This is a genomic window from Mycobacterium stomatepiae (assembly GCF_010731715.1).
Taxonomy (GTDB): domain Bacteria; phylum Actinomycetota; class Actinomycetes; order Mycobacteriales; family Mycobacteriaceae; genus Mycobacterium; species Mycobacterium stomatepiae.
This window is the reverse complement of sequence record NZ_AP022587.1, coordinates 4,676,956-4,700,834: the sequence shown is the minus strand read 5'-3', so window position 1 is coordinate 4,700,834 and position 23,879 is coordinate 4,676,956. Positions and strand designations below refer to the sequence as shown.

Genomic DNA, 23,879 nt, shown 5'->3' with positions numbered 1-23,879 from the left:
ATGTGCTCTGCACCTAGGCAAGGACAGACGTTGCCCGCCAGCGTCGACCTGGAGAAGGAAACCGTGATCACCGGCCGCGTCGTGGACGGTGACGGCCAAGCCGTCGGTGGCGCGTTCGTCCGCCTGCTGGACTCGTCCGACGAGTTCACGGCCGAGGTCGTCGCATCGGCCACCGGTGACTTCCGGTTCTTCGCCGCACCCGGATCCTGGACGCTGCGTGCCCTGTCCAAGGCCGGCAACGGCGACGCCGTCGTGGCACCGTCGGGCGCCGGCATCCACGAAGTGGACGTCAAGATCGCCTGAGCGCTGATGCCGTGACGGGATCCCCCGGAAGCGCGGTTGACGGCGTGAAACGAATAGACTCGGCAGCGTGGTGCTCTTCTTCGAGATCATGCTGGTCGCGGCAGTGGTGGTCATCTCCTGGTTTGCGCTGTACACCCTCTACCGGCTCATTACCGACGAGTCGTGACGTACGACGATGACCCAGAGGGCCCGGCCGGCTCTGCAAATTCTGGCGGCCGCGCGGTGGCTGCCGCCGCCGAACGCGCCAAGGTGACCGCGGCCCGCAACATCCCTGCATTCGACGACCTGCCGATCCCGGCCGACACCGCGAACCTGCGCGAAGGCGCCAACCTCAACGACGCGCTGCTGGCCCTGCTGCCACTGGTCGGCGTGTGGCGCGGTGAGGGCGAGGGCCGCGGGTCCGACGGCGACTACCGGTTCGGCCAGCAGATCGTGGTCTCCCACGACGGCGGCGACTACCTGAACTGGGAAGCCAGATCCTGGCAGCTCGACACCGACGGCGCCTACCAGGAGCCCGGCCTGCGCGAGACCGGCTTCTGGCGTTTCGTGCTCGATCCCGACGACCCGAGCGAATCTCAGGCCATCGAGCTGTTGCTCGCCCACTCGTCGGGCTATGTCGAGCTCTTCTACGGGCGCCCACGCAACCAGTCGTCGTGGGAGTTGGTGACCGATGCCCTGGCGCGCAGCCGGTCGGGCGTTCTGGTCGGCGGCGCCAAGCGCCTCTACGGCATCGTCGAGGGCGGCGACCTCGCCTACGTCGAGGAGCGGGTGGACGCCGACGGCGGGCTGGTGCCGCACCTGTCGGCGCGGCTGTCGCGATTCGTCGGCTAGCGGCCCGCTGCTGTTGCCCGCGTAGGTATTTGGGCGCTCGCACCAAAACCATTGCCTTCGGCCGATCTTTTGCGTGTACTGTTCGACGTCCGAGCGGCCGCGCGAAGGGAGATCGGCGGATGCGTCCCACGAGGGCACCCTCGCCCATATTGCGTTGGGCCGTAACCGCCGTCGGCCTGGTGTTGATCGCCTACCTGGCCGTGCTGGATGCGCGCCCGTCCATCGACGACTCATTTCCGGCCTGGCTGGGGTGGTTCGGCGAGCCGGGATCGATGCCGACGCTCGCCGTCGTTGTCGTCGTGCTCATTTGGGCGTCGGTGTTGAATTTCCGCTCGGGTAGCCACCGTGTGGTGGGTGTTTCGTTCACCCTGATTGCAGCCCTGGTCCCGATGACGGCGGTGCTCGGGCTGACTTCGTACTGGGGATGTCACGACGCCAACCATCCGGCCTTCTTCACTCCCCTGATGGCGACGGCGAGTCTAGTCAAGGGCGGCACCGGCGACTTCTCCGTCAGCGGGAAAACCTGCCCGAGCCCGACACCGGTGGGCCTGGAACTGGCCCGGATCGCCGCGCTGTCGGCGATCTTCACCGGATTGGGCGGCGCGGTGGTCGGGGTCTTCCGGTCACAGGTGGACCGACTGCGGGCCAACTGGGCCGAATCCGTCACTGCCATCGTTGGTGTCGACAGTGACACCCAGTCGATGATCAGCGCCGTCGCGCGCACCTTGGACCGGCGCGGCACCCTCGTGGTCATCACCGGTGCCAGCGACGAGCGCGTGCAGCGGGCCCGCCGCCAAGGCGCCCGGGTGGTGCTGGTGGACTTCAACACGCCGTCGACCCTGGTGTCACTTCGGCTGTGGCGCCGCCTGTCTCGGCTTTACCTGATGGCGCCCGACCCGGCACTCAACCTGATGTGGCTGGATCAGATCAGCCGCCGTCTGTCCGAAATCGCCCACAAGCGACGGTTGCCGCTGATCGTTCGCATGGACGATCCCTAGCTGGCCCAGGCCTGGCGCGCCCAGCAGTTCGGCGGATCGGATACCCGCTGGGCGGCCGACGTGGTCGGCAAATACGAGGTGACCGCGGGCCGGCTGCTCGACGGCGTCCTGGCAGCGGGGCGAATCAAACGCGTATTCGTCTGCGGCACTTCGCAATTGACACTGGCACTGTGCGCGGATCTGACCCAGCGCGCCCTGGAGCGTGACTTCTACACTCCGCCCGGCGCGGTGGCGTTGCCGGCGCTGACCCTCGTCGAACGAGACGCCGAGGAGTACCTGCGCGATCACGAGTTCCACCGTCAGCAAGCCGGATTCGTATCGGAGGGCCCGACCATCGACGCGGTCGCGGAGGCGCCGACGATACCGGCGATGCTGAAGCTGATCGGTGACGTCGACCCCGCGACCAGCGCGGTGATCTTCGTCGACGCCCATGCCGGGACAACCGCCGCGAGGCTGGCCGCCCGCTTCCCCGACATGCCCATCTACGCCTCGGACCTGAACACCAGCATCACCGACGATTCCATCCAGGTCGTCGGCCGGCTGCAGTCCTATTCGCTGGTGCTGGATACCCAAGAGGGTCAGGTACAGGACGCCTGGGAGCGGGCGGCGCGGCTGATCCACGAGCGCTATGTCGCCACGATCGACCCGAGCTGGACGCGGGGGCCCGCATCGGTGCCGTGGGCCGAGCTCAACGAGTTCTACCGCGGGTCCAACCGGCGCCAGGTCCGCAACGCGCTGTGGATGGTGGAGCAGATCGCGGGACACACCTGGAACACCTGGGGCAGCCCACCCACCCAACTGTCCGGCAGCGAAATGGCGGAGTTGACGCCGCTGGAACAGCTTGGGCTGATGGGCTTCGACCAAGACTCGTCGGTGCGGATGGCTCAGGCCGAGCACGAGGACTGGTGTCGCTACTACCGCCGCAACGGCTGGAAATACGGTACGCCGCGCGATGACTCGCGCAAGATCCACAACAAGCTCGTCGACTGGTCGGTGGTGGAGGCCGACCCCGAGCTGCTCAACGCCGCGGTGCGCAGCCTGGCGGGCACGCTGTGGAGCCTGCGGCAGCTGGGCTTTCGTTCACGCCCGCTGTGGCAATCGTTCACCCGGGTGGGGACGGTGGCCGCCGAACAACGAAGCGCGCCATGGACATGGACGTCGGACTCCGGACACACGATGCGCGCCGATGCGGGCGACTGGGCGATCTCCGAGGACGGCAAGCTCTGGTCGGTGCGTGACGACATTTTCCGGGACACCTACGAGCCCGCGGGCGACGGGCAGTGGCAACGCAAGGGGCGGGTACAAGCCCGCCCGGCTTATCCGGGCGAGACCATCAACACCCTGGAGGGGCCGACGAATGCCGGCGAAGGCGATTGGATTGTGCGCGGAGCCAGCGGTGAGCAGTGGCCGGTCCCCGGTGACGAGTTCGCCCGGCGCTATGCCGCATACCGACCGCCCGAAGAAGCCCATGCCCCAGACGGTGGCGAGGGGTGACCGGCCGCCTGTTGCCGAGTCCAATTAGCGCTGAAAATTTGCGCATCCTGAAGGGGCCCAACACTGATACGGTATCGGCGCATGTGCGTACGGGTCGCGCAGGCAGGCTTTCGCCCCAGTTCGTTCGCTCCCCTTCACCCTAGGAGACTGCGATGGCGCTGTTCATCAGCTACTCGAGCCAAGATCGGTCCACGGTCGACGCTTTGACCACCGCGCTTCGCCGCGGGCAGAACCAGGTGTGGTTCGACCAAGAGCTCGGCGGCGACTCGTGGTGGGCCAAAATCCTCGAGCAGATCCGCGACTGTGAGGTGTTCATCGTCGCACTGTCTAGCAACTGGCTGCAATCAAAGCCGAGCCAGGCGGAGCTGCGCTACGCCCAGGCCCTCGGCCGTCCGATCCTTCCGGTCCGGATCGGTGAAGTCGACAGCATGCGCGTGAATCCCCTTGCCGCATTGCAGATCATCGACTACCGGGAGCCGACGGTCGATGCCGGCATTCAGTTGGTCACCGCCGTGCACGCGCTTCGCAGCAAGCCCGTGCCGCTGCCGGATCCGCTGCCCGAAGAGCCCCCGGTGCCGTTCGGCTACATCACCCGGCTGGGCAATACCCTCGCCGAAAAAGAGCTCAGCCCGCAGCAGCAGCTCCAGCTGCTGGTCGAGTTGCGGTCGGGTTTCGACGAGGACGGCGACGACCCCAGCGCCCGCGGCGACATCGCGCAACTGCTGCGCATGCTGCGACTGCGACACGACGTCACCTACCGCACGCGAAGCGAAATCGACAACGTGCTAGCCGAAATCGAAGCCAAGGACGTTTCGCCCGCGGGGGCCACCGCGTCTCCGGCTGCTGCCGCGACTCCCGCGGCAGCACCGACCGGCGCGAACGCGGTCACCGTCCCGACCGCCGTGAGCGGTGGCGGGGCCGGCGGCGGGTCGAACAAGCGGCTGATCATCATCGGCGGTGCCGCGGTGGCGGTCATCGCCGCAATCGCGATCGTGGTGGTGATGACCACCCAGGGCGGCAAAACAAAGCCGGCCCCGAAGGCGTCCGGCTCGAATTCGGTACCGACGGCGGCGGATTCGGGTGTCGAATCGTCGAAGCTGGACACCTTTTTGCTCGGAGCCCCGGAGGTCGGCACCATCGTGGGTGACCCAGCGTTGGTGCCCGGCGAAAAAGTCAGTCAGCTGCGCAGCCCCAAGTACACGCTGTCCGATCCGGAGTGCGCCGGCGCTTTCGAGCCCACCATCGCGGCGGTCTACCAGGGCGCCAGCGGATTCACCGCGACCACGGGGCTGATCGTGCACTCGCCCGGACAGGACCCGCCGCTGCGGATCATCGAGGGTATCTCGCAATTCTCGTCGCCCGATAAGGCGAGCGCGTTCGTCCAGCAATCCGCGGACAAGTGGAAGGCCTGCGCCGGAAAGACGGTGACCGAGAAGCTCAATGGCAGAAGCTTTGATTACACGTTCGCTCAAGTCGATGGGACCGTGCCCAAGATTGCGCAGCAGCGCACCCGCGCGGACAGCGCAAAGACATGCCACCACGTGCTGCACGCGGAGGGCGCCAACGTCATCGACGTGACGGTGTGCGGCCCGGATGCCGCTCCCGGCCAAGCCGGCAAAATTGCCGAACAGATCGCGGCGCGAAGCATTCAATAGCGGCCCAAACATGGAGCGGCCCCGAGCTATGTCCCGATTGGACAGACCGGGAAGCTCGGGGGCCGGGTGGCTACGGGGAATTCGCCAGCGTGAATCGCTAGGTCTTCGGTAGCCATTGCAGCTAGCGCGTAGCCACCTCACATGTCCATGAAGCTATCAATTTCGCGGACCACCTCCCTTCTTGTGTACGGCCGACCGTACTCGCCGCTGTGCGAGCCGACAACACAGTTCAGCGCTCAGCGATCGCTGACGATCGCCGCGTCCACCAGTTGGGCGAAGTCCTCGGTCATCGATGAGCGGCCCAGCGGGCGGCCATCGAGCGTGTGCGCACGGGCCGCCAGTGTCATGCTGGAAACCAGCCAGATACCTTGGGCGGCAAGCAAATCTGAAACCCGTAGCGCCCGGTAGTCGCAGTCGTAGCCTTTGCTGCGCGCGACCTCGAACAGCGCCTGCTGGGTGGTGCCACGCAAGATGGGATACCAGGGCGGCGGCGTCAGCAGGCACAGATTGCTGTCCGGGCCCGCATACGAATCGGTGGCGATCACCACCGTCGAACGCGGGCCCTCCAGGATGTAGCCGTCCGAGCTGACGAAAATCACGTCGCCGGCGCCCTGCCTGGCGGCGTGCCGCAGCGCGGCCATATTCACCGCGTACGACAGGGTTTTCGCACCGGCCAGCAGCCACGGCATCTCGCCGGCACCGATGGCGGGTAGCCCCCGGTCCAGCGTGATCGCCGCGACCCCATTGCTGCGAACCACGGCCACCCGTTCCGGGACAGCGGTGACCATCACGTACGCGGTGGGCCCCGAACCGCTCTCGCGACCGCGGCTGTAGATCAACCGCATTGCCCCCTCGCCGGACGAGCCGGCCACCCATTCCCGGGTGGCGATGTCGATCGCGCGCCGCCAATTCGCCAGGTCCGGCTCGGGTAGATCCATGAACTTGGCCGACTGGGTCAGGCGCTGCAGATGCGGCCCGACCAGACACGCCCCGCCGTCACGGACCAACAGGGTCTCGAAGGCACCGTCACCGCGAACGGCCGCGAGGTCGTCGGCATGCAGCAGCGGGGCGCCGGGCGGATGTATTTCGCCGTCGAGGGTGACGATCACACCCGTCTGGGCTGCCATGCCGACAGAGCCTAGCCGCCGCGAACCGGGGGCCAGCACACACCCGTTGCCGAATGCGCGGCCAGCCGTACGCTCACCGCCGAATCCGCGGCTGGCCGCACGTTCGCGGGCGTGAGGCCGGGCAGAGGTGAATCCGTAGAGTTGACGTGTGACTGGCGGGGGCGACGAGGCAGAGCAAAAGGAGGAGCGGCGCACATGACTGCAGTACCCGCACCCGATTCGGGACCCGACGCCGGCGCGGTCTGGCACTACGGCGATCCGTTCAGCGAGCAGCGCGCGGCCGAAACCGATGCGGTGCTGGTGGACCGCTCGCACCGCGCGGTCCTGACGCTGACCGGCGCGGACCGGCAGAACTGGCTACACAACATCTCGACCCAGCACGTCAGCGAGCTTCCCGACGGGTCCAGCACCCAGAATCTGAGCTTGGATGGGCAGGGCCGCGTCGAGGACCACTGGCTGCAGACCGAACTCGGCGGCGTCACCTATCTCGACACCGAACCCTGGCGCGGCGAGCCGTTGCTGAGCTACCTGAGCAAGATGGTGTTCTGGTCCGACGTCACGCCGGCCGCCGCCGACCTGGCGGTCTTGTCGCTGATCGGTCCCCGACTGGCCGACCGCGCGGTGCTCGACGTGCTTGCCCTGGGCGCCCTGCCCGACGAGCTGGTCGCCATTGCGCTGGCCGGCGGCGGCTTTGTGCGGCGGATGCCGGCCCCCGCCGGCCAGATCGAGCTCGACCTGCTGGTGCCGCGTGCCGACGCGGCCGGCTGGCAAGGCCGCTTCGCGCAGGCCGGCGTGCGACCGGCCGGGGTGTGGGCTTACGAGGCCCATCGGGTCGCGGCGGTGCGCCCGCGCCTCGGCGTCGACACCGACGAACGCACGATTCCGCACGAGGTGCGGTGGATCGGTGGTCCCGGCGCCGGGGCCGTCCACCTGGACAAGGGCTGCTACCGAGGGCAGGAGACCGTCGCCCGGGTCCACAACCTGGGCAAACCGCCCCGAATGCTGGTGCTGTTGCACCTTGACGGCTCGGTGGACCGACCCTGCACCGGCGACCCGGTGCTGGCGGGCGGGCGTGCGGTGGGACGGCTGGGCACCGCCGTCGATCACGTGGATCTGGGGCCGATCGCGCTGGCGTTGCTCAAGCGGGGACTGCCCGCCGGCACCGAACTGGCGACCGGCCCCGAGGCCTCGGTCGCGGCCGTCATCGACGCCGATTCCCTGCCGCCCAGCGAGCAGATCGGCGCGGGGCGGCTGGCCGTCGAGCGGCTGCGGGGCGGCGCGAGATAATGTTCGATGAAGTCCAACACGGCGGACAGGGGGCACCGACGCTCATCCGCGAGGCACGGTAAGCTGTTGGCAGGACAATAACGACACCAGAGATCGGAGCCGCCTACTCGCTAGGCCGCTCCGTTATTGCGCGAGGGGGTTCCCCCATGGGCCGCGGCCGGGCTAAGGCAAAGCAGACCAAGGTTGCTCGAGAACTTAAATACAGCTCCCCGCAGACCGACTTCGATCGGCTTCAGCGCGAGCTCGCAGGGTCCGAGGCGGACCCGTCCTCCGGCGAGCTGGATGGCGCCGACGAATCTTGGGAGCGCGAAGACGACTGGCGTCGCTAGAACTTGCTCCGTGCCGATGCCGCGTGCATCGGCACAGTGTTGGTCCCAGTTAGGCGCAGCCCCTTAAAATCTGGGGTGCTGCCCAACCAGTTTGGCGCGCGGGCCTTCTTTTCCGCCCTTGCAGATCGTCCCCAGCACCCAGCAATCCAGGTGCCGTGCGGTCAAAATCGCCAGGGCGCGGTCGGTGTCCTCGGGTGCGACGACGGCGATCATGCCGACTCCCATATTGAAGGTCTTCTCCATCTCGGCGCGCTCCACCCGGCCGCGCTGGGCGATCATCGCGAACACCGGCGCGGGCGTCCAGGTGCCGCGGTCCACCTCGGCGACCAATCCGTGCGGGATGACGCGCTGCAGGTTGCCGGCCAGTCCGCCACCGGTGACGTGGCAGAACGTGCGGACTTGGGTTTCGGCGGCCAGCGCCAGGCAGTCCTTGGCGTAGATCCGGGTGGGCTCCAGCAACTCTTCGCCCAGCGTGCGGCCGAATTCCTCCACGTAGCCGGCCAGGTTCATCCGATCGATCTCGAGCAGGACGCTGCGCGCCAGCGAGTATCCGTTGGAATGCAGGCCTGACGATCCCATCGCGATGATGACGTCGCCGGGTTTCACCCGGTCGGGCCCCAGGATGTCGTCAGCCTCGACCACGCCGATACCCGTCGCGGAGATGTCGTAGTGGTCGGGCTCCATCAAACCGGGGTGCTCGGCGGTCTCGCCGCCCAGCAGTGCACACCCGGCCCGGACGCATCCCTCGGCTATGCCGCCGACGATCGCTGCCACTCGTTCGGGCACGGTGCGGCCGACGGCGATGTAATCCTGCAGGAACAGCGGTTCGGCACCGCAGACGACGAGGTCGTCGACCACCATCGCCACCAGGTCGAGGCCGACGGTGTCGTGCTTGTCCATCGCCTGCGCTACCGCCAGCTTGGTGCCGACGCCGTCACTGGAGGCCGCCAGCACCGGCTCGCGGTAGTCGCCACGCAGTGCGAACAAGCCGGCGAATCCGCCCAACCCGCCAAGCACCTCGGGTCTGGTGGCTTTTGCCGCCAGCGGCTTGAACAGATCGACCGCGCGGTCACCGGCTTCAATATCCACCCCGGCCGACGCGTAAGTAATGCCCTGACTGCCCGGTTCTTCGCCGGGGCTTTTTCCGGGATCCGTCATCGCGATAAAGGCTACCGGTAGGTGCTTCCCGCCGGAATCGAACGTCTTTGAAGGATCCAATCAGTGGTTGACGGGAACCTCGTCGGCCACAACATCGCCGAGCTCCGCTCCGCGCGCCGCATTGGCGAGCATGTGCTCGATGACGTTCTTGCCCAGCGCGGTCTCGCTGGGCAGCTCGATCGGATACTTGCCGTCGAAGCAGGCGGTACACAGGCGGGAGGCCGGCTGTTCGGTCGCCGCGATCATGCCGCGCAGCGAGATGTAGCCCAGCGTGTCGGCGCCGATGGCATGCCGCACCGCCTCGAGCATCTCTTCCTCGTCCTCGACGGCGTTGGCGATCAATTCGGCCGGCGACGGGAAGTCGATGCCGTAGAAGCACGGCCACTTCACCGGCGGCGAGGCAATGCGCACGTGCACCTCGACGGCGCCGGCCTCGCGCAGCATGCGCAACAACGCACGCTGGGTGTTGCCGCGCACGATCGAGTCGTCGACGACGATGAGCCGCTTACCGCGGATCACCTCTTTGAGCGGGTTGAGCTTCAGCCGGATGCCCAGCTGGCGGATCGTCTGAGACGGCTGAATGAAGGTCCGCCCAACGTAGGCGTTCTTCATCAGGCCCTGCCCGTACGGAATGCCGGACTCCTGCGCGTATCCCACCGCCGCAGGTGTGCCCGATTCCGGCACGCCGATCACCAGGTCGGCGTCCACCGACCGCTCGCGGGCCAACCGGCGGCCGATCTCCAACCGGGCAGCGTGCACCGATCGGCCGCCGATCGTGCTGTCCGGCCGGGCCAGGTAGACGTATTCGAAGACGCAACCCTTGGGAGTCGGGTTGGCGAAGCGGGTGGACCGCACCCCGTCCGCATCGATCGCCAGCAATTCACCCGGCTCGATGTCGCGGACGAACGAGGCACCGACGATGTCCAGCGCGGCGGTTTCCGAGGCCACCACCCAACCGCGATCCAGGCGTCCGAGCGAAAGCGGCCGCACCCCGTGGGGATCGCGGCAGGCGTACAGCGTGTTCTCGTCCATGAAGGTCAGGCAGAAGGCGCCGCGCACGGTCGGCAGCAAGTCGAGCGCCGCCTGCTCCAGGGTGGAGTCGGCAGCGCCATGGGCCAGCAGCGCGCCCAGGATGTCGGAGTCCGTCGTCGCCGGGGCCGGGTAACGCTTCGAGATCAAACCCGCGTCGCGCGCGCGGGCGGCAAGTTCAGCGGTGTTGACCAGATTCCCGTTGTGTCCCAAGGCAACCCCGGTGCCGGCCGCGGTGTTACGGAACACCGGCTGGGCGTTTTCCCAGGTGGTGTCACCCGTGGTGGAGTACCGGCAGTGCCCGATCGCGACGTGGCCCTGCATGGCCGCGAGCGTCTGCTCGTCGAACACCTGACTGACCAGGCCGAGGTCCTTGAAGACCAGTACTTGAGATCCATCGGCGACGGCGATGCCGGCGGCTTCCTGGCCGCGATGCTGCAGCGCGTAGAGGCCGTAGTAAGTGAGTTTGGCGACTTCCTCGCCCGGGGCCCAAACCCCGAATACACCGCACTCTTCGCGGGGCGAGTTCAGGTCCTGCTCGGATTCATCTGATCCAGCGACGGTCACGGTGGGCGGCTCCCTAGCGAGGGGTAGTGACGTAAGGAAGTTTACGGGCACGTAAGCCCCGGGGACGACTCTGTTGGGCGTGTTGAACCCAAATGTTCTCGGCGTGTCACCCTAAACCTGCAGTTCAAGGTTATATTCAGCCCATATCGAACAGGGGCAACCAGTGGTCAATTTCACCCGCCCGAGCCCCCGATAACGTCAGCGATCCGGCGGCCTTCGCGTCGGCGAGCGTCACGATTCCGGTGGCCAGCAGCAACCACATCCGAGGATCGGTTTCCACCACATTGGGCGGCGTGCCGCGGGTGTGTTTCGGCCCGGCCACGCACTGCACCGCGACGAACGGCGGGACCCGGACCTCGACGCTGGCGCCCGGTGCCAGCGCGGCCAGGGTGCGTGCGGTGAGCCGAACCGCCGTCGCCAATGTGGCTCGATCCGGTGCCGGACGGGATTCGTCGCGCAGCCAGTCCGCCACGGTCATTAGGACCTGACGTGTCTTGGCCGGAACGGCGCTATCGCGGGCGGCCATACCTTAGGGTCTCAGAATCATGGAGCGTCGTCGCTCACGGCCGCCGCCCCCATACAAGACCATCGGACTCGTGACGATCGTGGTCATGGGGCTCGTTGGGTTGGCCTTGTACTCGCAGTTTCGCGGAGACTTCACACCGAAAACGAAGCTGACGATGGTGGTCGCCCGCGCGGGTCTGGTGATGGATCCCGGTTCCAAGGTCACCTACAACGGTGTCGAGATCGGCCGGGTGGCCGGTATCTCCGAGATCACCCGGGCCGGCAAGCCGGCCGCCAAAGTGGTGCTGGACGTGACCCCGAAGTACGTCAACATGATTCCTGCCAACGTGGCGGCCGAAGTGAAGGCGAGCACGGTGTTCGGCAACAAATACGTCGCCTTGAGTTCGCCGAAACACCCTACAACACAATCGATTACACCGTCTATGGTAATCGACGCGACGACGGTGACGACCGAGTTCAACACGTTGTTCGAGACGCTGACGTCGATCACCGAGAAGATCGATCCTGTCAAGGTGAACCTGACGCTGTCCGCGACGGCGCAGGCGCTGGCCGGGCTGGGGGAGAAATTCGGCGCCTCACTGCTCAACGGCAACGCGATCCTCGACGACGTGAATCCGCAGCTGCCACGGCTACGCGTCGATATTGCCCAGCTGGCGGCGCTGGGCGACACCTATGCCGATGCCGCCCCGGACTTGTGGGATGCGCTCGAGCACGTGGTGACGACCGCGCGAACGCTCAACCGGCAGCAGGGCGATCTGGATGCGGCGTTGCTGGCGGCGGCGGGATTGGGCAACAGCGGCGCCGACGTGTTCGAGCGCAGCAGACCGTACTTTTCGCGCGGGGCCGCCGATCTCGTCCCCACCGCCCAGCTACTGGACGAATACAGCCCCGAAATCTTTTGCACCATACGCAATTTCAACGAGGTCGCACCCAAGCTGCACGTCGCGCTCGGCGACAACGGCTATGCGCTGGGGGCGCACTCCTCGGGCTCGATCGCGGGAGCGCCCAATCCGTACATCTATCCCGAGAACCTGCCGCGGACCAATGCGCACGGTGGCCCCGGCGGGCGGCCGGGCTGTTGGAAATCGATCACCCGCGAACTGTGGCCGGCTCCCTATCTGGTCATGGATACCGGTGCGAGCGTAGCCCCGTACAACCACTTCGAAGTCGGTTCACCACTCGCAGTGGAATACGTGTGGGGCCGCCAACTGGGCGACAACACCATCAACCCATGAAAGAGACGATGACTTCTCACCGGACTGCGGCCGTCGCACGCCGACTCATGGCGTTGGCGATCACCGCGGCGTCACTGTCGGGCTGTGGCGATTCGGGCGACCATCGCGAAGGCGACGCCAGCGACAATGGCTGTCGCACCCTGGCCGCCGATCCCGGCTGGTACGGCGACAACCGGGACCGGCTCAACGCGATGATCGGCAAGCTGGGCAGCTGCGGCAAGCTGGAGCCCGAGACGAACGACGCGCCGGTGGCGCTGTTCGACTGGGACGGCACCATGGTGAAGAACGACATCGGCTCCGCGACCTTCTGGTGGATGGTGCGCAACTCGAAGCTGCGTCAGCCCACCGACGGAAATTGGAGCACGACAAGCCAATACCTCACCCCGGCGGCCGCCGAGGAATTGGCCTCCGCCTGTGGCGCACTGGCTCCCCCGGGCCAGCCGCTGCCGACGGGAGCCAATCCCGGCTGCGCCGACGAACTGCTCTCGATAGCCGGCGATCGCCAGACCAGAACGGGCGCACCGGCATTCACCGGCTACAACCGTCGACGCATCAATCCCGCCGCCGCTTGGGCGGCACAATTGCTGGCCGGCTGGACCGAGGCTGACCTAACCGGATTCGCCGAAGCGGCCCGGCGGGAAAACCTGGACGCACCCGAGGGCACCGATCAATTGGTGGGCAGTACCCGCCAAACCGGGTGGATTCGCTACTACGCCCAGATGCGAGATCTCGTCGCAACCCTGCAGGCCAACGGATTTGACGTACGGATCATCTCCGCCTCGCCCGAGCCGGTGGTGCGGGTCTGGGCCGCCGACCTGGGAATCTCGGCCGACCGGGTGATGGGCACCCGCACCGAGCACGACGGCGACGTGCTGACGTCGCGATTGGCCCTTTGCGGTGGGGAGCCATCCACCCCGTACAACGAGGGCAAGCGCTGCCGGATCAACGAGCAGGTGTTCGGCGTCCAGGGGGCGGGCGCCTTCGACCAGCTGCCCGAGCAGCGGCGCCAGGTGTTCGGGGCTGGCGACTCCGACGGAGACGCCACCTTCGTCGCCGACGCGACAGCACTGCACCTGGTGATCAATCGCAACCAGATCGAATTGATGTGCCGGGCCTACGCCGATCTCGACGGACGATGGCTGGTCAACCCGATGTTCATCGGCCCCTTGGGCGCAAGCCCGCCCTACCCCTGCGCGACACAGGGTTCCGACGCGCCTCAGGGCGGCCAGGCACCACTGCTCGGTCCCGACGGCACCGTCGTCCCCGATCAGCAGGACCGCGTGCACACCGGGTAAATCGGTTGCGGCGCAAGCCTGCCGGGACGCGACGAACCGGCGCGATCAGCCAAAGAATCGCGGCAGCACCGCTTCGGACGTCGCGCGCAGCTCGGCCAGCGGCACCGTGAACAAGCCTTGAAACTCGACCGAGTCCGAGTCCGAGTCGACGACGCCGATACGGGCGGCGGGAAGTCCGCGCGCGTCGCACATGGACCGAAACCGGCTCTCCTCGGCACGCGGCACCGCGACCAGCACCCGGCCCGACGACTCGGAGAACAGCGTCACGAATGGATCGCTGCCCTCGGGAAGCACGATGCGGCAACCCGTTTCACCCGCCAGCGCCGATTCCACGATGGCCTGGGCGAGCCCGCCCTCGGACAGGTCGTGGGCCGCGGTCACCAACCCGTCGCGCGATGCCGCGCTGAGCACCTCGGCCAGCAGCTTCTCGCGCGGCAGGTCGACCGCGGGCGGCAACCCGCCGAGATGATCGCCGGTCACCTGCGCCCAAATGGACCCGTCGAACTCGTCGCGGGTGTCGCCCAGCAGCAGCAGGGACTCTCCCGGGTCGGTGCCCAGCGCGGTCGGGATACGCCGGTCGACGTCGTCGATCACGCCCAGCACGCCCACCACCGGAGTGGGCAGGATCGGGGCCGTTCCGGTCTGGTTGTAGAAGCTCACGTTGCCACCGGTCACCGGAATCCCGAGGGCGACACAGCCATCGGCGAGTCCTCGGACCGCTTGGGAGAACTGCCACATCACCCCGGGATCTTCGGGCGAGCCGAAGTTGAGGCAGTTGGTCACCGCGACCGGGACGGCCCCGGTGGCCGCGACGTTGCGGTACGCCTCGGCCAGCGCGAGCTGGGCTCCGGTGTAGGGATCCAGCTTGGTGTAGCGACCCGAGGCGTCGGTCGACAGCGCGATCCCGCGGCCGGTGGACTCGTCGATGCGCAGCACCCCGCCGTCGGCGTGCTCGGCCAGCACGGTGTTGCCACGCACATAGCGGTCGTACTGCTCGGTGATGAATGCCCGGCTGCACAGATGCGGACTCCCCAGCAGCGCAAGCAAAGTCGCGCGCAGCTCGTCACCGGTGACCGGCCGGGGCAGACCGCTCGACCGGTCGGCGTTAAGGGCATCCTGCGATTCCGGGCGCGCCACCGGACGCTCGTACACCGGCCCCTGATGCGCCACGGTGCGTGGCGGCACGTCGACGACGGTCTCGCCGTGCCAGGTGATGCGCAGCCGATCACCATCGGTGACCTCACCGATCACCGTCGCCAGCACCTCCCACTTCCGGCACACCGCCAGGAAGGCCTCGACGTTCTCCGGGGCGACCACCGCGCACATCCGCTCCTGCGACTCGCTGGAGAGGATCTCGGCGGGCGTCATGTTGGCCGCGCGCAACGGAACGGTGTCCAGCTCCACACGCATGCCGCCGTCACCGGCCGATGCGAGTTCGGAAGTCGCACAAGATAATCCGGCACCACCAAGATCCTGGATGCCGATCACGATGCCCGCTGCATACAACTCCAGGCAGCACTCGATCAGCACCTTCTCGGTGAACGGGTCACCGACCTGGACCGAGGGCAGCTTCTTGCGCCCGGGCCCGCCGCCCTCGTCGCCGCCGAAGGTCTCCGACGCCAGCACGGATACGCCACCGATGCCGTCGAGACCGGTGCGCGCGCCGAACAGGATGATCTTGTTGCCGGTTCCCGAGGCGAACGCCAGGTGCAAGTCCTCCTTGCGCAACACCCCCACGCACAGCGCGTTCACCAACGGGTTGCCCGCATACGACGCGTCGAAGACGGTCTCACCGCCGATGTTGGGCAGGCCCAGCGAGTTGCCGTAGCCGCCGATGCCGCGGACCACGCCGTCGAGCACGCGCCGGGTGTCGGGTGCGTCGGCGGCGCCGAACCGCAACTGGTCCATCACCGCGACCGGTCGGGCGCCCATGGCCATGATGTCGCGCACGATGCCGCCGACGCCGGTCGCCGCGCCCTGGTACGGCTCGACGTAGGACGGGTGGTTGTGCGACTCGACCTTGAACGTGACGGCCCACCCGTCGCCGATGTCGACCACGCCCGCGTTCTCGCCGATGCCGGCCAGCATGCCCGCGCGCATCTCGTCGGTCGTGGTCTCGCCGAAGTAGCGCAGATGGACCTTCGACGACTTGTAGGAGCAGTGCTCGCTCCACATCACCGAGTACATCGCCAGCTCGGTGTCGGTGGGCCGGCGGCCCAAAATCTCGCGAATCCGCTGGTACTCGTCGTCTTTAAGGCCCAATTCGCCGAACGGCTGCGGCTGGTCGGGGGTGGCGGCTGCGTGTTCGACGGTGTCGGCCACGTGAGTACGGGCGCCCGCTCCGGAGACAGTCACGCACACAGTCTAAAGAGCTACTCGCCGCGCAGCAGGCGGGCGCTTTCGACGTCCGCCGGATAGAACAATTCGACGGCCAATTCGGCGAGCGTGACGTCGAGCGGAGTGCCGAACGTCGTCAGGGTGGTGAACATCGACAACCGGTGGCCACCGCCGGCATCGAGCACGAACGGAACGAGCAACGACGCGCCGTCCGATGGAGTGCCCCAGGGTTTCGCGGCCACCGCGACGCCGGGGTAGGCGCGCACCTCTTCGCCCAGGGCCCGCAGTGCCGGGTCGCCGGTGAGTGCGATCGTGCGCTGCAGCTGGTGCAATAGGTAGCCCGCCCATTCCCCGAAGTTCAGGGTCCGCGCGGCCAGGCCGTCGGGATGCAGGCACAGCCGGTAGATGTTGGCCGGCGGGCCGAGCAGTTCCTCGGGCAGGCCGGCGGTGAGCGCAGACGCGGCGGCGTTGGCCCCCACGATGTTCCAGCACCGGTCGATGACCACACCGGGGTACGGGTCGTGCGCGTCGAGCAGGCGTTGCACCGCGTCCCGGGCCGGGGAGAGGGCCGCGTCGTCCAGCGGGCGCGCCTGCTAGCGCGGGGCAAATCCGGCGGCGAGCAGCAGCGCATTGCGTTCCCGCAGCGGAATGTCGAGGCCCTCGGCCAGGGTGAGCACCATCTCCGGACTCGGTCGCGAGCGCCCGGTCTCGATGAAGCTCAGATGCCGCGCCGACACACCGACACTCAGCGATAGGTCGAGCTGGCTGACTCGTCGGCGCGTGCGCCATTCGCGCAACAGGACACCGACGGGCGCGTGGCTCACCCGTTCACGGTAACGACGTTTGCGTAGTCACGGCGATGACCTCGGAGGTAATTGTGCTGCCGCAGCGCGCCGGGACACGCTTGCCGACGAACGCGCTCAACCGGAGCGTCTGCCCCTGGAGGGAATCATGACCGACATCGCTTCTGCTGGACCGAAGTTCAGCGCCGAATTGTTCGCAGCGTTTTGGGCGGCTCCCGACCTTTCACGCGGGCTGGACATTCTGGCCGACGACATCGTCGGCTACTGGCCGGGTGACCCGGAACCGGTCCGCGGGATCGAGGCGTACACGGCGAAGATCGCCGAAATTCTCGATGCCGCACCGGATTTACAGCTCGAGGTCGTCGACAGCGCGACGGTATCCGGCGCAGCCCCGGATGAGCAGCTGGTGTTTGTGCACTACATCGGGCGCGGCACCGGGCCGGACGGCCCGTTCCGGATCCGCGGGCTCGACCGGGTCCGCACTCGCGACGGCATCGTCGTGGAGAACGTCATCCGCTACGACCCACTGTTCCTAGAGCGGGGCTGAATTCAGGCCCGCAGTGCTCCGCTCAGAGCACACCGAGTGTCTCACCGAGCCGCCCAACGCCCCGGGGCGGACGACGAAGGCGTTGGTCGGCGCCCCGCTCTTTCGCCCGCTCACGAGCGGCAGCACGCGCTGCTCGACGGCGGATCGAGTTACTGACGGACCACGCAGAACACATTGCCTTCGGGGTCGGCCAGTACCACCCAGCGAAAATCATCCCCGAAGCTGTGCCGACCGACTTCTGTGGCTCCCGCGGCCGTTAGCCGCGACACTTCTTCCTCGACGTCCTGGGCACCAAAATCCAGGTGCACGCGGTTTTTCCCCGGCGTGGGATCCGGCACCTTCTGGAATCCGAGCTGTAGCCCGTCAGACAAGGTCACCACTGTAAATTCTTCGGCGAGCAAATCATGCGTCGTGCCACCGAAGTGCTGCGCCCACCACCCGGCCAACGTCGCCGGATCGCTGCAATCGATGGTGACCATTTCCACGTGGAGCGCCATATCGCCAAACCCTATGCCACGGGCGACAAAAACGCTTGCAGCGCACCGGAATAGGCGGCCACGTCTTGGACACCCATCATCTCGCGTGCGGAGTGCATCGCGAGCTGCGCGGCGCCGACGTCGACGGTGGGGATGCCGGTTTGTGCCGAGGCCATCGGCCCGATCGTCGAACCGCACGGCAGATCGGCGCGATGCTCGTAGCGCTGCAACCCGACCCCGGCCTGCTGGCAGGCCAGCGCAAACGCCGCCGCCGTGCGCCCGTCGGTGGCGTACCGCAGATTGGGGTGCACCTTGAGTACCGGCCCGGCGTTGATCGCGATCAGGTGGCCGGGCTCGTGGCGCTCCGGGTAGTTGGGGTGGGTGGCGTGCGCCATGTCGGCCGAGGCCAGTAGCGATACCGGCAGCCGACGCAGGAAGTCTTCCCGGTTGCCGCCGGCCGCGAGCACGATGCGCTCCAGAATGGTGCTCAGCAGGTTGGACTGCGCCCCGTGGTCCGACGACGAGCCGACCTCCTCATGGTCGAACAGCACCAACACCGGCACGTTGGCGCGCGGTTCGGCCGCAAGCAATGCCTCCAGCCCGGCATAGCAACTGGCCTGGTTGTCCAGCCGGGGTGCGCTGAGCAGGCTGTCGTCGGCGCCGAGCACCGTCGACGGGGTCAGATCGTGCGTCATCAGGTCGGCGGCCAGCACGTCGGCCGGTGCCACCCCGGCGCGGCCGGCCACGTAGTCCACGAATGCACGCGCTTGGTCGCTGACACCCCAGACCGCGTTGACGTGCCGCTGCGGGTCCAGCGTCACCGACTTGCGGTCCTCGGCAAGGTGAATGGCCAGCTGCGGCACCCGCAGGATCGGATCGTCGATCCGGACGAGCCGGTGGTCCAGCCCGGAGCCGTCCCGCACCGACAGTCGCCCGCTGATGCCCAGATCGCGGTCGAGCCAGGAGTTGAGCCACGCCCCGCCGTAGGGCTCCAGCGCCACCACCTGCCAGCCCGCCACCACCCGGTCCGGATGCTGCTTGACCCGCAGGTTAGGGCTGTCGGTGTGCGCGCCGACGATCCGAAACGGACCGTCTGGACCGGTGGTGTTCCAGGCGACCAGTGATCCCGCACGGACGGTGAAGAAGTGTCCCGGTTCGCCGGGCCACGGCTCGGCTTCGCGCAGTTCGGTGTAGCCGGCGGCAAGGAGCCGCCCCTCCACCGTGGCGCAGACATGGAACGGGGACGGAGAAGCGTCGATGAATTCGCAGAGGCCTGCGGCGCTGGCCGACATGTCCAACATCATGGCTGTCCGCGAGCACGCAGTTCACGCTGGGCCCAATTGCGCGACTCCTCACTCGCGCACTTCCTGCGCTCGCCGTCGCCACGCTAAGGTCACCAGGGTGCCTCCGGTTCAGCCCCAGCCCATCCTCACGCCGTTGACACCCGCCGCGATCTTTTTGGTCGTAACGATCGACGATGGCGGCGAGGCAACCGTGAACGGTGCGCTGCCCGACATCTCGGGCCTAGTGCGCGCCATCGGCTTTCGCGACCCCACCAAGCACCTGTCGGTGATCACCTCGATCGGGTCGGACGCCTGGGATCGGCTGTTCGGCGGACCACGCCCGGCCGAACTGCATCCCTTCGTCGAGCTGAGCGGACCGCGGCATAGCGCGCCGGCCACTCCCGGCGACCTGCTGTTCCATATTCGGGCCGAGTCGCTGGACGTCTGTTTCGAGCTCGCGGGCCGCATCCTCAAGTCGATGGCCGGCGCCGTCAGTGTCGTCGACGAAGTGCACGGCTTTCGGTTCTTCGACAACCGCGATCTGCTCGGCTTTGTCGACGGCACCGAAAATCCCGACGGCCCAATCGCTGTCAACGCCACCGCGATCGGCGACGAGGATCCCGACTTCACCGGCGGGTGCTACGTGCACGTGCAGAAGTACGTGCACGACATGTCGGCGTGGGATTCGCTGTCGGTCACGGAGCAGGAAATGGTGTTCGGCCGCACCAAGCTCGAAGACATCGAGATGGACGACGACGTCAAGCCTTCCAACGCCCACATCGCGCTCAACGTCATCGAAGACGACGACGGCAACGAGTTGAAGATCGTGCGCGCCAACATGCCGTTCGGTGAAGTCGGCAAAGGCGAGTACGGCACCTACTTCATCGGTTATTCGCGCACACCCGAGGTCACCGAACGCATGTTGCGTAACATGTTTCTCGGTGATCCGCCGGGCAACACCGATCGCGTGCTTGACTTCTCGACTGCGCTGACCGGTGGACTGTTCTTCTCCCCCACCATCGACTTCCTCGACGATCCGCCGCCCCTTCCCGCACCGCTCGAGACAGAGCGGCCGGAAACGTCCCCCACTGATGACGGCTCACTTTCGATCGGCAGCCTGAAAGGAACCACCCGATGACGAACAACCTCTACCGCAATCTGGCGCCGGTCACCGACGTCGCCTGGGCTGAAATCGAATTGGAAGCGACGCGAACGTTCAAGCGCCACATAGCCGGACGTCGGGTGGTCGACGTCAGCGAGCCCGGCGGGCCGGTCACGGCCGCGGTCAGCACGGGCCGGCTGGTCGACGTGCAGGCTCCGACCGATGGTGTGGTGGCTCACTTGCGGTCCAGCAAACCTCTTGTCCGCCTGCGTGTTCCGTTCACGTTATCCCGCGACGAGATCGACGACGTGGAGCGTGGCTCGCAGGACTCCGACTGGGATCCCGTCAAAGAGGCCGCCAAGAAACTGGCATTCGTCGAGGACCGCGCCATCTTCGAGGGCTACCCGGCGGCGTCGATCGACGGAATCCGTAACAGCAGTTCGAATCCCGCGCTGCAGTTGCCTGACGACCCTCGCGAGATACCAGACATCATCACGCAGGCGCTGTCCGAGCTACGGCTGGCCGGTGTCGACGGCCCGTATTCGGTTCTGCTGTCTGCCGATATCTATACGAAGGTCAGCGAAACCACCGAGCACGGGTATCCGATCCTCGAGCACATCAACCGGCTGGTGAATGGCGACATCATCTGGGCGCCCGCCATTGACGGTGCTTTCGTGCTGACCACCCGGGGCGGCGACTTCGATCTGCAGCTGGGCACCGACGTCTCCATCGGCTACAGCAGTCACGATGCCGACACCGTGCAGCTGTATCTGCAGGAGACCCTGACGTTCCTGTGCTACACCACCGAGGCGTCGGTCGCGCTGGGTTCTTAGGACCCGCAACAGACGAGTGCTTCATCGATCCTGTAAATCCGCAGACAAAGTGCGAGTGAGGGCCTGCAGGATTACCGGCTCGGCGAAGTTGTCCGGTCGCGTACACCACAACCTTCGGCGGGCATCGCCCGGTTGACGCGCGCGATGACCTCCTGGGGCTTCCCCTGTGCCCGCAATGGCTTTCGCTCGATCAAAGATCGAGCACCAGGTCGCTGTCGGGCGCTGCCGAGCAGATGAGCACCGTCCCCGGTCCGGGTAGCTCTAATGGAGCCTGGACATACTGGGTTGTACCAGCGACGACGCCCGTCTCGCACAAGTGGCAGACGCCACTTCGGCACGAGAAACGGGTCGGTACGTCGCATGCCTCCGCGAAATCCAAGATGGTCCCGTAGTCGGAAGACCAGCTGGCGGTAAGACCGCTGCGCGCGAAGGTAACTGACGGCCCGACCCCCGGTGGGCCGTCCGGCGCATGGGGCGGGACCCGCGGGGCCCCGTCGACGACGCCGGGATTGATCGCCGGCAGCGCACCGAAGAGCTCACTGTGGATGCGCGCGCCGACGAGCCCGGAGGCAGTCAGGGCGTCGCGCATGTCGGTCATGAATTAGGTTGGGCCGCAAAGATATGCGGCGGCATCGACCGGAAGCCCAAGCGCCGCGATGGCCTGCTGGCCCAAACGGCCCTGCGTCTGGGTATAGAACACCCGCTGCCGAGCATTTGGCAGCGACTCGATCAGGGTCGTGACTTCATCTGCAAAGGTTTGGGTTTCGGGATTGCGACTGGTATGCAGCCACCAGACGTCGCGGGTACTGCGGGCCGCCGCCAGCGCATGCAGCATCGCCAGGACGGGAGTGATACCGATTCCGGCCGACATCAGCACCACCGGCCTGTCGTCGTCGGCGAGATAGAAATCGCCGCGGGGGCCGCGGCTTCGATAACCGATCCCGGTTCGATGTGCGCGTGCAACCATCGACTGGCCAAACCGCACTCTTCGCGCTTGACGCTGATCCGGTAGTCGCCCGCCACGGGATCGCCGGAGAGCGAATAGCTGCGCAGCGGTATCGGATCGCCGGCCCCGGGAAGTCGCACGGTCAGGTATTGCCCGGGCCGCGGCGGTGGCAACGGGGCATGGTCGTCGGACTCGAAACGGATCGACAGCACCGACGGACTCTCCCGGCGTACCGCGGTGACCCGCAATGGCCGAAATCCGTTCCACCCCGGTCCAACGCCGATCTCCGGCGCCGACTCCTCCCCCGAGGCGAGCATGTCGTTGAACGATTGCTGCCACCCGGGGCTCAACGCTGGAACATCGACGACCTTGCGTAGCGTAGGGGGGTTGCGGTTCGGCAGATACAACAGCGCGTCGACGTCGGCGACACTGAGCTCGTGTCGGCCGCGACGGGTCCGCACGATGTCGTCGCCGGCCTGGACATGACCCTCGGTGATGACGCGAAAGTAGAACCCTGGACGGTGTTGGGAAACAAGAAGATTGGGCATCTCGGGTTCGTCGAGACGCAAACCGACCCGGAAGCAGGTGACCCGCGGCTGGGTAACCTCGAACTCGGCATCGCCGATCCGGTAACGGTCGCCGATGCACACTTCCTGGTCGGAGAGCCCGGTGATGGTGAAATTCTCGCCGAAGTGGCCCGGTACCAGATCGCCGCGATTCAGGTAGTGCATCCAGAAGTCATACGACTCGGCCTGATAGACCATGACGGCACGTTGTTCGCCCCCGTGGCCGCCCAGATCGCCCTGGCCGTCGCCGTCGATGTTGAGGCGGCGCACCATGACCGGCCCGTCGACCGGCGTCTTCCATATGCCGGTATAGACCGTCTTGTCGCGCCACTGCACGTTCTTGGGCATGCCGACATTCACCGACACAAGCCTGCCCACTGTCGTCTCCTTTGGCTTTGCGAAAGAGCCTAAATCAGTGGCTCGCCGCCGTCGACCCTCAACGTCATTCCGGTCATGAAGGTGTTGTTCATGGCGAAGAGCACCGCGTTCGCCACGTCCTCCGGGGTGCCGATGCGCCCCACCGGGTTGCCCGCCGCGATATGCGCGAAGTAGTCGCGTTTGCCCTCTTCGCCCAGGGCGTCCCATGCCCCGGTATCGATGACTCCGGGCGAAATCGCGTTGACTCGCGTCGGCGCGAGCTCGACGGCCAGCCAGCGGGCCAGGAAATCCACGGCTCCATTGGTGATGCCCACCCCGAGGTATCCGGTGTTCAGCTTGAAGGCATGCACGCCCGAGAACAATACGAACGAGCCGCCCGGGCTGATCTGCGCCGCAAAATGTTTGGCCAACATCGTCGGCCCGATGACCTTGGTGTCGAAGGACAGCTGCAGGTTGCGGCGTTCCAGCGATGCCAGGGCACCCCGCGCCCGCGCGGAGGCGGTCGACACCACGTGGTCCACGGCGCCTACCCGATCGGCAAGCGCCGCGATCGACGCGTCGTCGGTGAGATCGACGACCTCGGCGCTGATGTCACTATCGCGGTGTGCGGTGGCAAGTTTGCCCTGGTCGCGTCCGGCCACGATGACGCGTGCGCCCTCGCCGTGTGCCAGCAGAGCCACCGCACGTGCGATGCCACTGCCGCGGCCGACCACCACGACGGTCTTGTCCCGCAACGTGTTACCCACGGATGCTCCTCACCCGACGGATTGGGATG

General features: G+C 67.0%; 20 protein-coding genes and 2 pseudogenes. 12 read left to right on the top strand and 10 right to left on the bottom strand.

Translation table 11 applies throughout. The annotated features are described in order from the left end of the window. The 5 genes from G6N54_RS22305 (at position 1) to G6N54_RS22290 (ending at position 5,281) form a co-directional block, all read left to right on the top strand. Complete coding sequence (locus G6N54_RS22305) at positions 1 to 303, top strand: DUF1416 domain-containing protein (protein WP_163792070.1); 303 nt, start codon at positions 1 to 3, stop codon at positions 301 to 303. 162 nt (positions 304 to 465) lie between these two features. Further along, on the top strand, positions 466 to 1,134 hold the full coding sequence (locus G6N54_RS22300) for a nitrobindin family protein (RefSeq protein WP_163792068.1): 669 nt from the start codon (positions 466 to 468) through the stop codon (positions 1,132 to 1,134). A gap of 119 nt (positions 1,135 to 1,253) precedes the next feature. After that, positions 1,254 to 2,132 (top strand): hypothetical protein, encoded by an 879-nt coding sequence (locus G6N54_RS30745; protein ID WP_232072923.1) that lies wholly within the window; start codon positions 1,254 to 1,256, stop codon positions 2,130 to 2,132. A 60-nt stretch (positions 2,133 to 2,192) separates the two neighbouring features. Next, positions 2,193 to 3,626, top strand: coding sequence for a RyR domain-containing protein (locus tag G6N54_RS30740; RefSeq protein WP_232072922.1), 1,434 nt, complete (start codon positions 2,193 to 2,195; stop codon positions 3,624 to 3,626). A gap of 152 nt (positions 3,627 to 3,778) precedes the next feature. Continuing rightward, a complete protein-coding gene (locus G6N54_RS22290) occupies positions 3,779 to 5,281 on the top strand; it encodes a sensor domain-containing protein (RefSeq protein WP_163792066.1) in 1,503 nt (500 codons plus the stop codon). A 236-nt stretch (positions 5,282 to 5,517) separates the two neighbouring features. On the opposite strand, the gene G6N54_RS22285 is transcribed toward G6N54_RS22290, so the two are convergent. Beyond that, positions 5,518 to 6,390 (bottom strand): aminodeoxychorismate lyase, encoded by an 873-nt coding sequence (locus tag G6N54_RS22285; protein WP_163794899.1) that lies wholly within the window; start codon positions 6,388 to 6,390, stop codon positions 5,518 to 5,520. Positions 6,391 to 6,603: 213 nt separating this feature from the next. On the opposite strand from G6N54_RS22285, the gene ygfZ reads away from it, so the two are divergent. Together ygfZ and G6N54_RS22275 are read left to right on the top strand one after the other, a co-directional pair. Next, entirely contained in the window at positions 6,604 to 7,695 is a 1,092-nt protein-coding gene (gene ygfZ / locus G6N54_RS22280; protein ID WP_163792064.1) for a CAF17-like 4Fe-4S cluster assembly/insertion protein YgfZ, read from the top strand. Between the two features lie 146 nt (positions 7,696 to 7,841). Further along, entirely contained in the window at positions 7,842 to 8,024 is a 183-nt protein-coding gene (locus G6N54_RS22275) for a DUF3073 domain-containing protein (RefSeq protein ID WP_163792062.1), read from the top strand. 63 nt (positions 8,025 to 8,087) lie between these two features. Here the strand turns inward: G6N54_RS22275 and purM are convergent, their stop codons facing one another. The 3 genes from purM to G6N54_RS22260 form a co-directional block, all read right to left on the bottom strand. Beyond that, positions 8,088 to 9,182 carry a phosphoribosylformylglycinamidine cyclo-ligase gene (gene purM, locus G6N54_RS22270; protein ID WP_163792060.1) on the bottom strand — a complete coding sequence of 365 codons (1,095 nt, stop codon included), beginning with the start codon at positions 9,180 to 9,182 and terminating at the stop codon, positions 8,088 to 8,090. 60 nt (positions 9,183 to 9,242) lie between these two features. Continuing rightward, a complete protein-coding gene (gene purF / locus G6N54_RS22265; protein ID WP_163792058.1) occupies positions 9,243 to 10,778 on the bottom strand; it encodes an amidophosphoribosyltransferase in 1,536 nt (511 codons plus the stop codon). A gap of 136 nt (positions 10,779 to 10,914) precedes the next feature. Then, on the bottom strand, positions 10,915 to 11,304 hold the full coding sequence (locus G6N54_RS22260) for a sterol carrier family protein (protein WP_163792056.1): 390 nt from the start codon (positions 11,302 to 11,304) through the stop codon (positions 10,915 to 10,917). Positions 11,305 to 11,323: 19 nt separating this feature from the next. Between G6N54_RS22260 and G6N54_RS22255 the strand changes: the two genes are divergently transcribed. Further along, the gene (locus tag G6N54_RS22255) at positions 11,324 to 12,538 is read left to right on the top strand and encodes an MCE family protein (protein ID WP_163792055.1); all 1,215 of its coding nucleotides are present in this window, start codon (positions 11,324 to 11,326) and stop codon (positions 12,536 to 12,538) included. Between the two features lie 47 nt (positions 12,539 to 12,585). Next, a complete protein-coding gene (locus G6N54_RS22250; protein WP_163794898.1) occupies positions 12,586 to 13,833 on the top strand; it encodes an HAD family hydrolase in 1,248 nt (415 codons plus the stop codon). A 45-nt stretch (positions 13,834 to 13,878) separates the two neighbouring features. Here G6N54_RS22250 and purL read toward each other — a convergent pair whose 3' ends face one another. Together purL and G6N54_RS22240 are read right to left on the bottom strand one after the other, a co-directional pair. After that, positions 13,879 to 16,155, bottom strand: coding sequence for a phosphoribosylformylglycinamidine synthase subunit PurL (gene purL / locus G6N54_RS22245; RefSeq protein ID WP_163794897.1), 2,277 nt, complete (start codon positions 16,153 to 16,155; stop codon positions 13,879 to 13,881). A gap of 50 nt (positions 16,156 to 16,205) precedes the next feature. Continuing rightward, a pseudogene (locus tag G6N54_RS22240) lies at positions 16,206 to 16,994 on the bottom strand (helix-turn-helix domain-containing protein). A 127-nt stretch (positions 16,995 to 17,121) separates the two neighbouring features. On the opposite strand from G6N54_RS22240, the gene G6N54_RS22235 reads away from it, so the two are divergent. Next, entirely contained in the window at positions 17,122 to 17,520 is a 399-nt protein-coding gene (locus tag G6N54_RS22235) for a nuclear transport factor 2 family protein (protein ID WP_163792053.1), read from the top strand. A gap of 149 nt (positions 17,521 to 17,669) precedes the next feature. Here G6N54_RS22235 and G6N54_RS22230 read toward each other — a convergent pair whose 3' ends face one another. Together G6N54_RS22230 and G6N54_RS22225 are read right to left on the bottom strand one after the other, a co-directional pair. After that, positions 17,670 to 18,017 carry a VOC family protein gene (locus tag G6N54_RS22230; RefSeq protein WP_163792051.1) on the bottom strand — a complete coding sequence of 116 codons (348 nt, stop codon included), beginning with the start codon at positions 18,015 to 18,017 and terminating at the stop codon, positions 17,670 to 17,672. Positions 18,018 to 18,028: 11 nt separating this feature from the next. After that, positions 18,029 to 19,288: a M18 family aminopeptidase gene (locus G6N54_RS22225; protein WP_163792049.1), complete on the bottom strand. Its 1,260-nt coding sequence runs from the start codon at positions 19,286 to 19,288 to the stop codon at positions 18,029 to 18,031. Between the two features lie 109 nt (positions 19,289 to 19,397). On the opposite strand from G6N54_RS22225, the gene G6N54_RS22220 reads away from it, so the two are divergent. Both G6N54_RS22220 and G6N54_RS22215 read left to right on the top strand, forming a co-directional pair. Beyond that, complete coding sequence (locus G6N54_RS22220; protein WP_232072921.1) at positions 19,398 to 20,417, top strand: Dyp-type peroxidase; 1,020 nt, start codon at positions 19,398 to 19,400, stop codon at positions 20,415 to 20,417. Next, positions 20,414 to 21,214: a family 1 encapsulin nanocompartment shell protein gene (locus G6N54_RS22215; RefSeq protein ID WP_163792047.1), complete on the top strand. Its 801-nt coding sequence runs from the start codon at positions 20,414 to 20,416 to the stop codon at positions 21,212 to 21,214. The genes G6N54_RS22220 and G6N54_RS22215 overlap by 4 nt, the downstream gene beginning before the upstream one ends. A 190-nt stretch (positions 21,215 to 21,404) precedes the next feature. On the opposite strand, the pseudogene G6N54_RS22210 reads toward G6N54_RS22215, so the two are convergent. Together G6N54_RS22210 and G6N54_RS22205 are read right to left on the bottom strand one after the other, a co-directional pair. Then, positions 21,405 to 23,104, bottom strand: a pseudogene (locus G6N54_RS22210) (MOSC domain-containing protein). Positions 23,105 to 23,133: 29 nt separating this feature from the next. Further along, positions 23,134 to 23,850: an SDR family oxidoreductase gene (locus G6N54_RS22205; RefSeq protein WP_163792045.1), complete on the bottom strand. Its 717-nt coding sequence runs from the start codon at positions 23,848 to 23,850 to the stop codon at positions 23,134 to 23,136. Positions 23,851 to 23,879 lie beyond the last annotated feature (29 nt).

Bases quoted from the DNA above. Each gene is read 5' to 3' on its own strand.
- G6N54_RS22305 (WP_163792070.1), top strand. From the start codon at position 1: ATGTGCTCTGCACCTAGGCAAGGACAGACGTTGCCCGCCAGCGTCGAC.
- purM (WP_163792060.1), bottom strand. From the start codon at position 9,182: ATGACGGATCCCGGAAAAAGCCCCGGCGAAGAACCGGGCAGTCAGGGC.
- G6N54_RS22230 (WP_163792051.1), bottom strand. From the start codon at position 18,017: ATGGCGCTCCACGTGGAAATGGTCACCATCGATTGCAGCGATCCGGCG.
- G6N54_RS22260 (WP_163792056.1), bottom strand. From the start codon at position 11,304: ATGGCCGCCCGCGATAGCGCCGTTCCGGCCAAGACACGTCAGGTCCTA.
- G6N54_RS22250 (WP_163794898.1), top strand. From the start codon at position 12,586: ATGGCGTTGGCGATCACCGCGGCGTCACTGTCGGGCTGTGGCGATTCG.
- G6N54_RS30745 (WP_232072923.1), top strand. From the start codon at position 1,254: ATGCGTCCCACGAGGGCACCCTCGCCCATATTGCGTTGGGCCGTAACC.
- G6N54_RS22215 (WP_163792047.1), top strand. From the start codon at position 20,414: ATGACGAACAACCTCTACCGCAATCTGGCGCCGGTCACCGACGTCGCC.
- G6N54_RS22290 (WP_163792066.1), top strand. From the start codon at position 3,779: ATGGCGCTGTTCATCAGCTACTCGAGCCAAGATCGGTCCACGGTCGAC.
- G6N54_RS22275 (WP_163792062.1), top strand. From the start codon at position 7,842: ATGGGCCGCGGCCGGGCTAAGGCAAAGCAGACCAAGGTTGCTCGAGAA.
- G6N54_RS22235 (WP_163792053.1), top strand. From the start codon at position 17,122: ATGACCGACATCGCTTCTGCTGGACCGAAGTTCAGCGCCGAATTGTTC.
- G6N54_RS22225 (WP_163792049.1), bottom strand. From the start codon at position 19,288: ATGTCGGCCAGCGCCGCAGGCCTCTGCGAATTCATCGACGCTTCTCCG.
- G6N54_RS22255 (WP_163792055.1), top strand. From the start codon at position 11,324: ATGGAGCGTCGTCGCTCACGGCCGCCGCCCCCATACAAGACCATCGGA.
- ygfZ (WP_163792064.1), top strand. From the start codon at position 6,604: ATGACTGCAGTACCCGCACCCGATTCGGGACCCGACGCCGGCGCGGTC.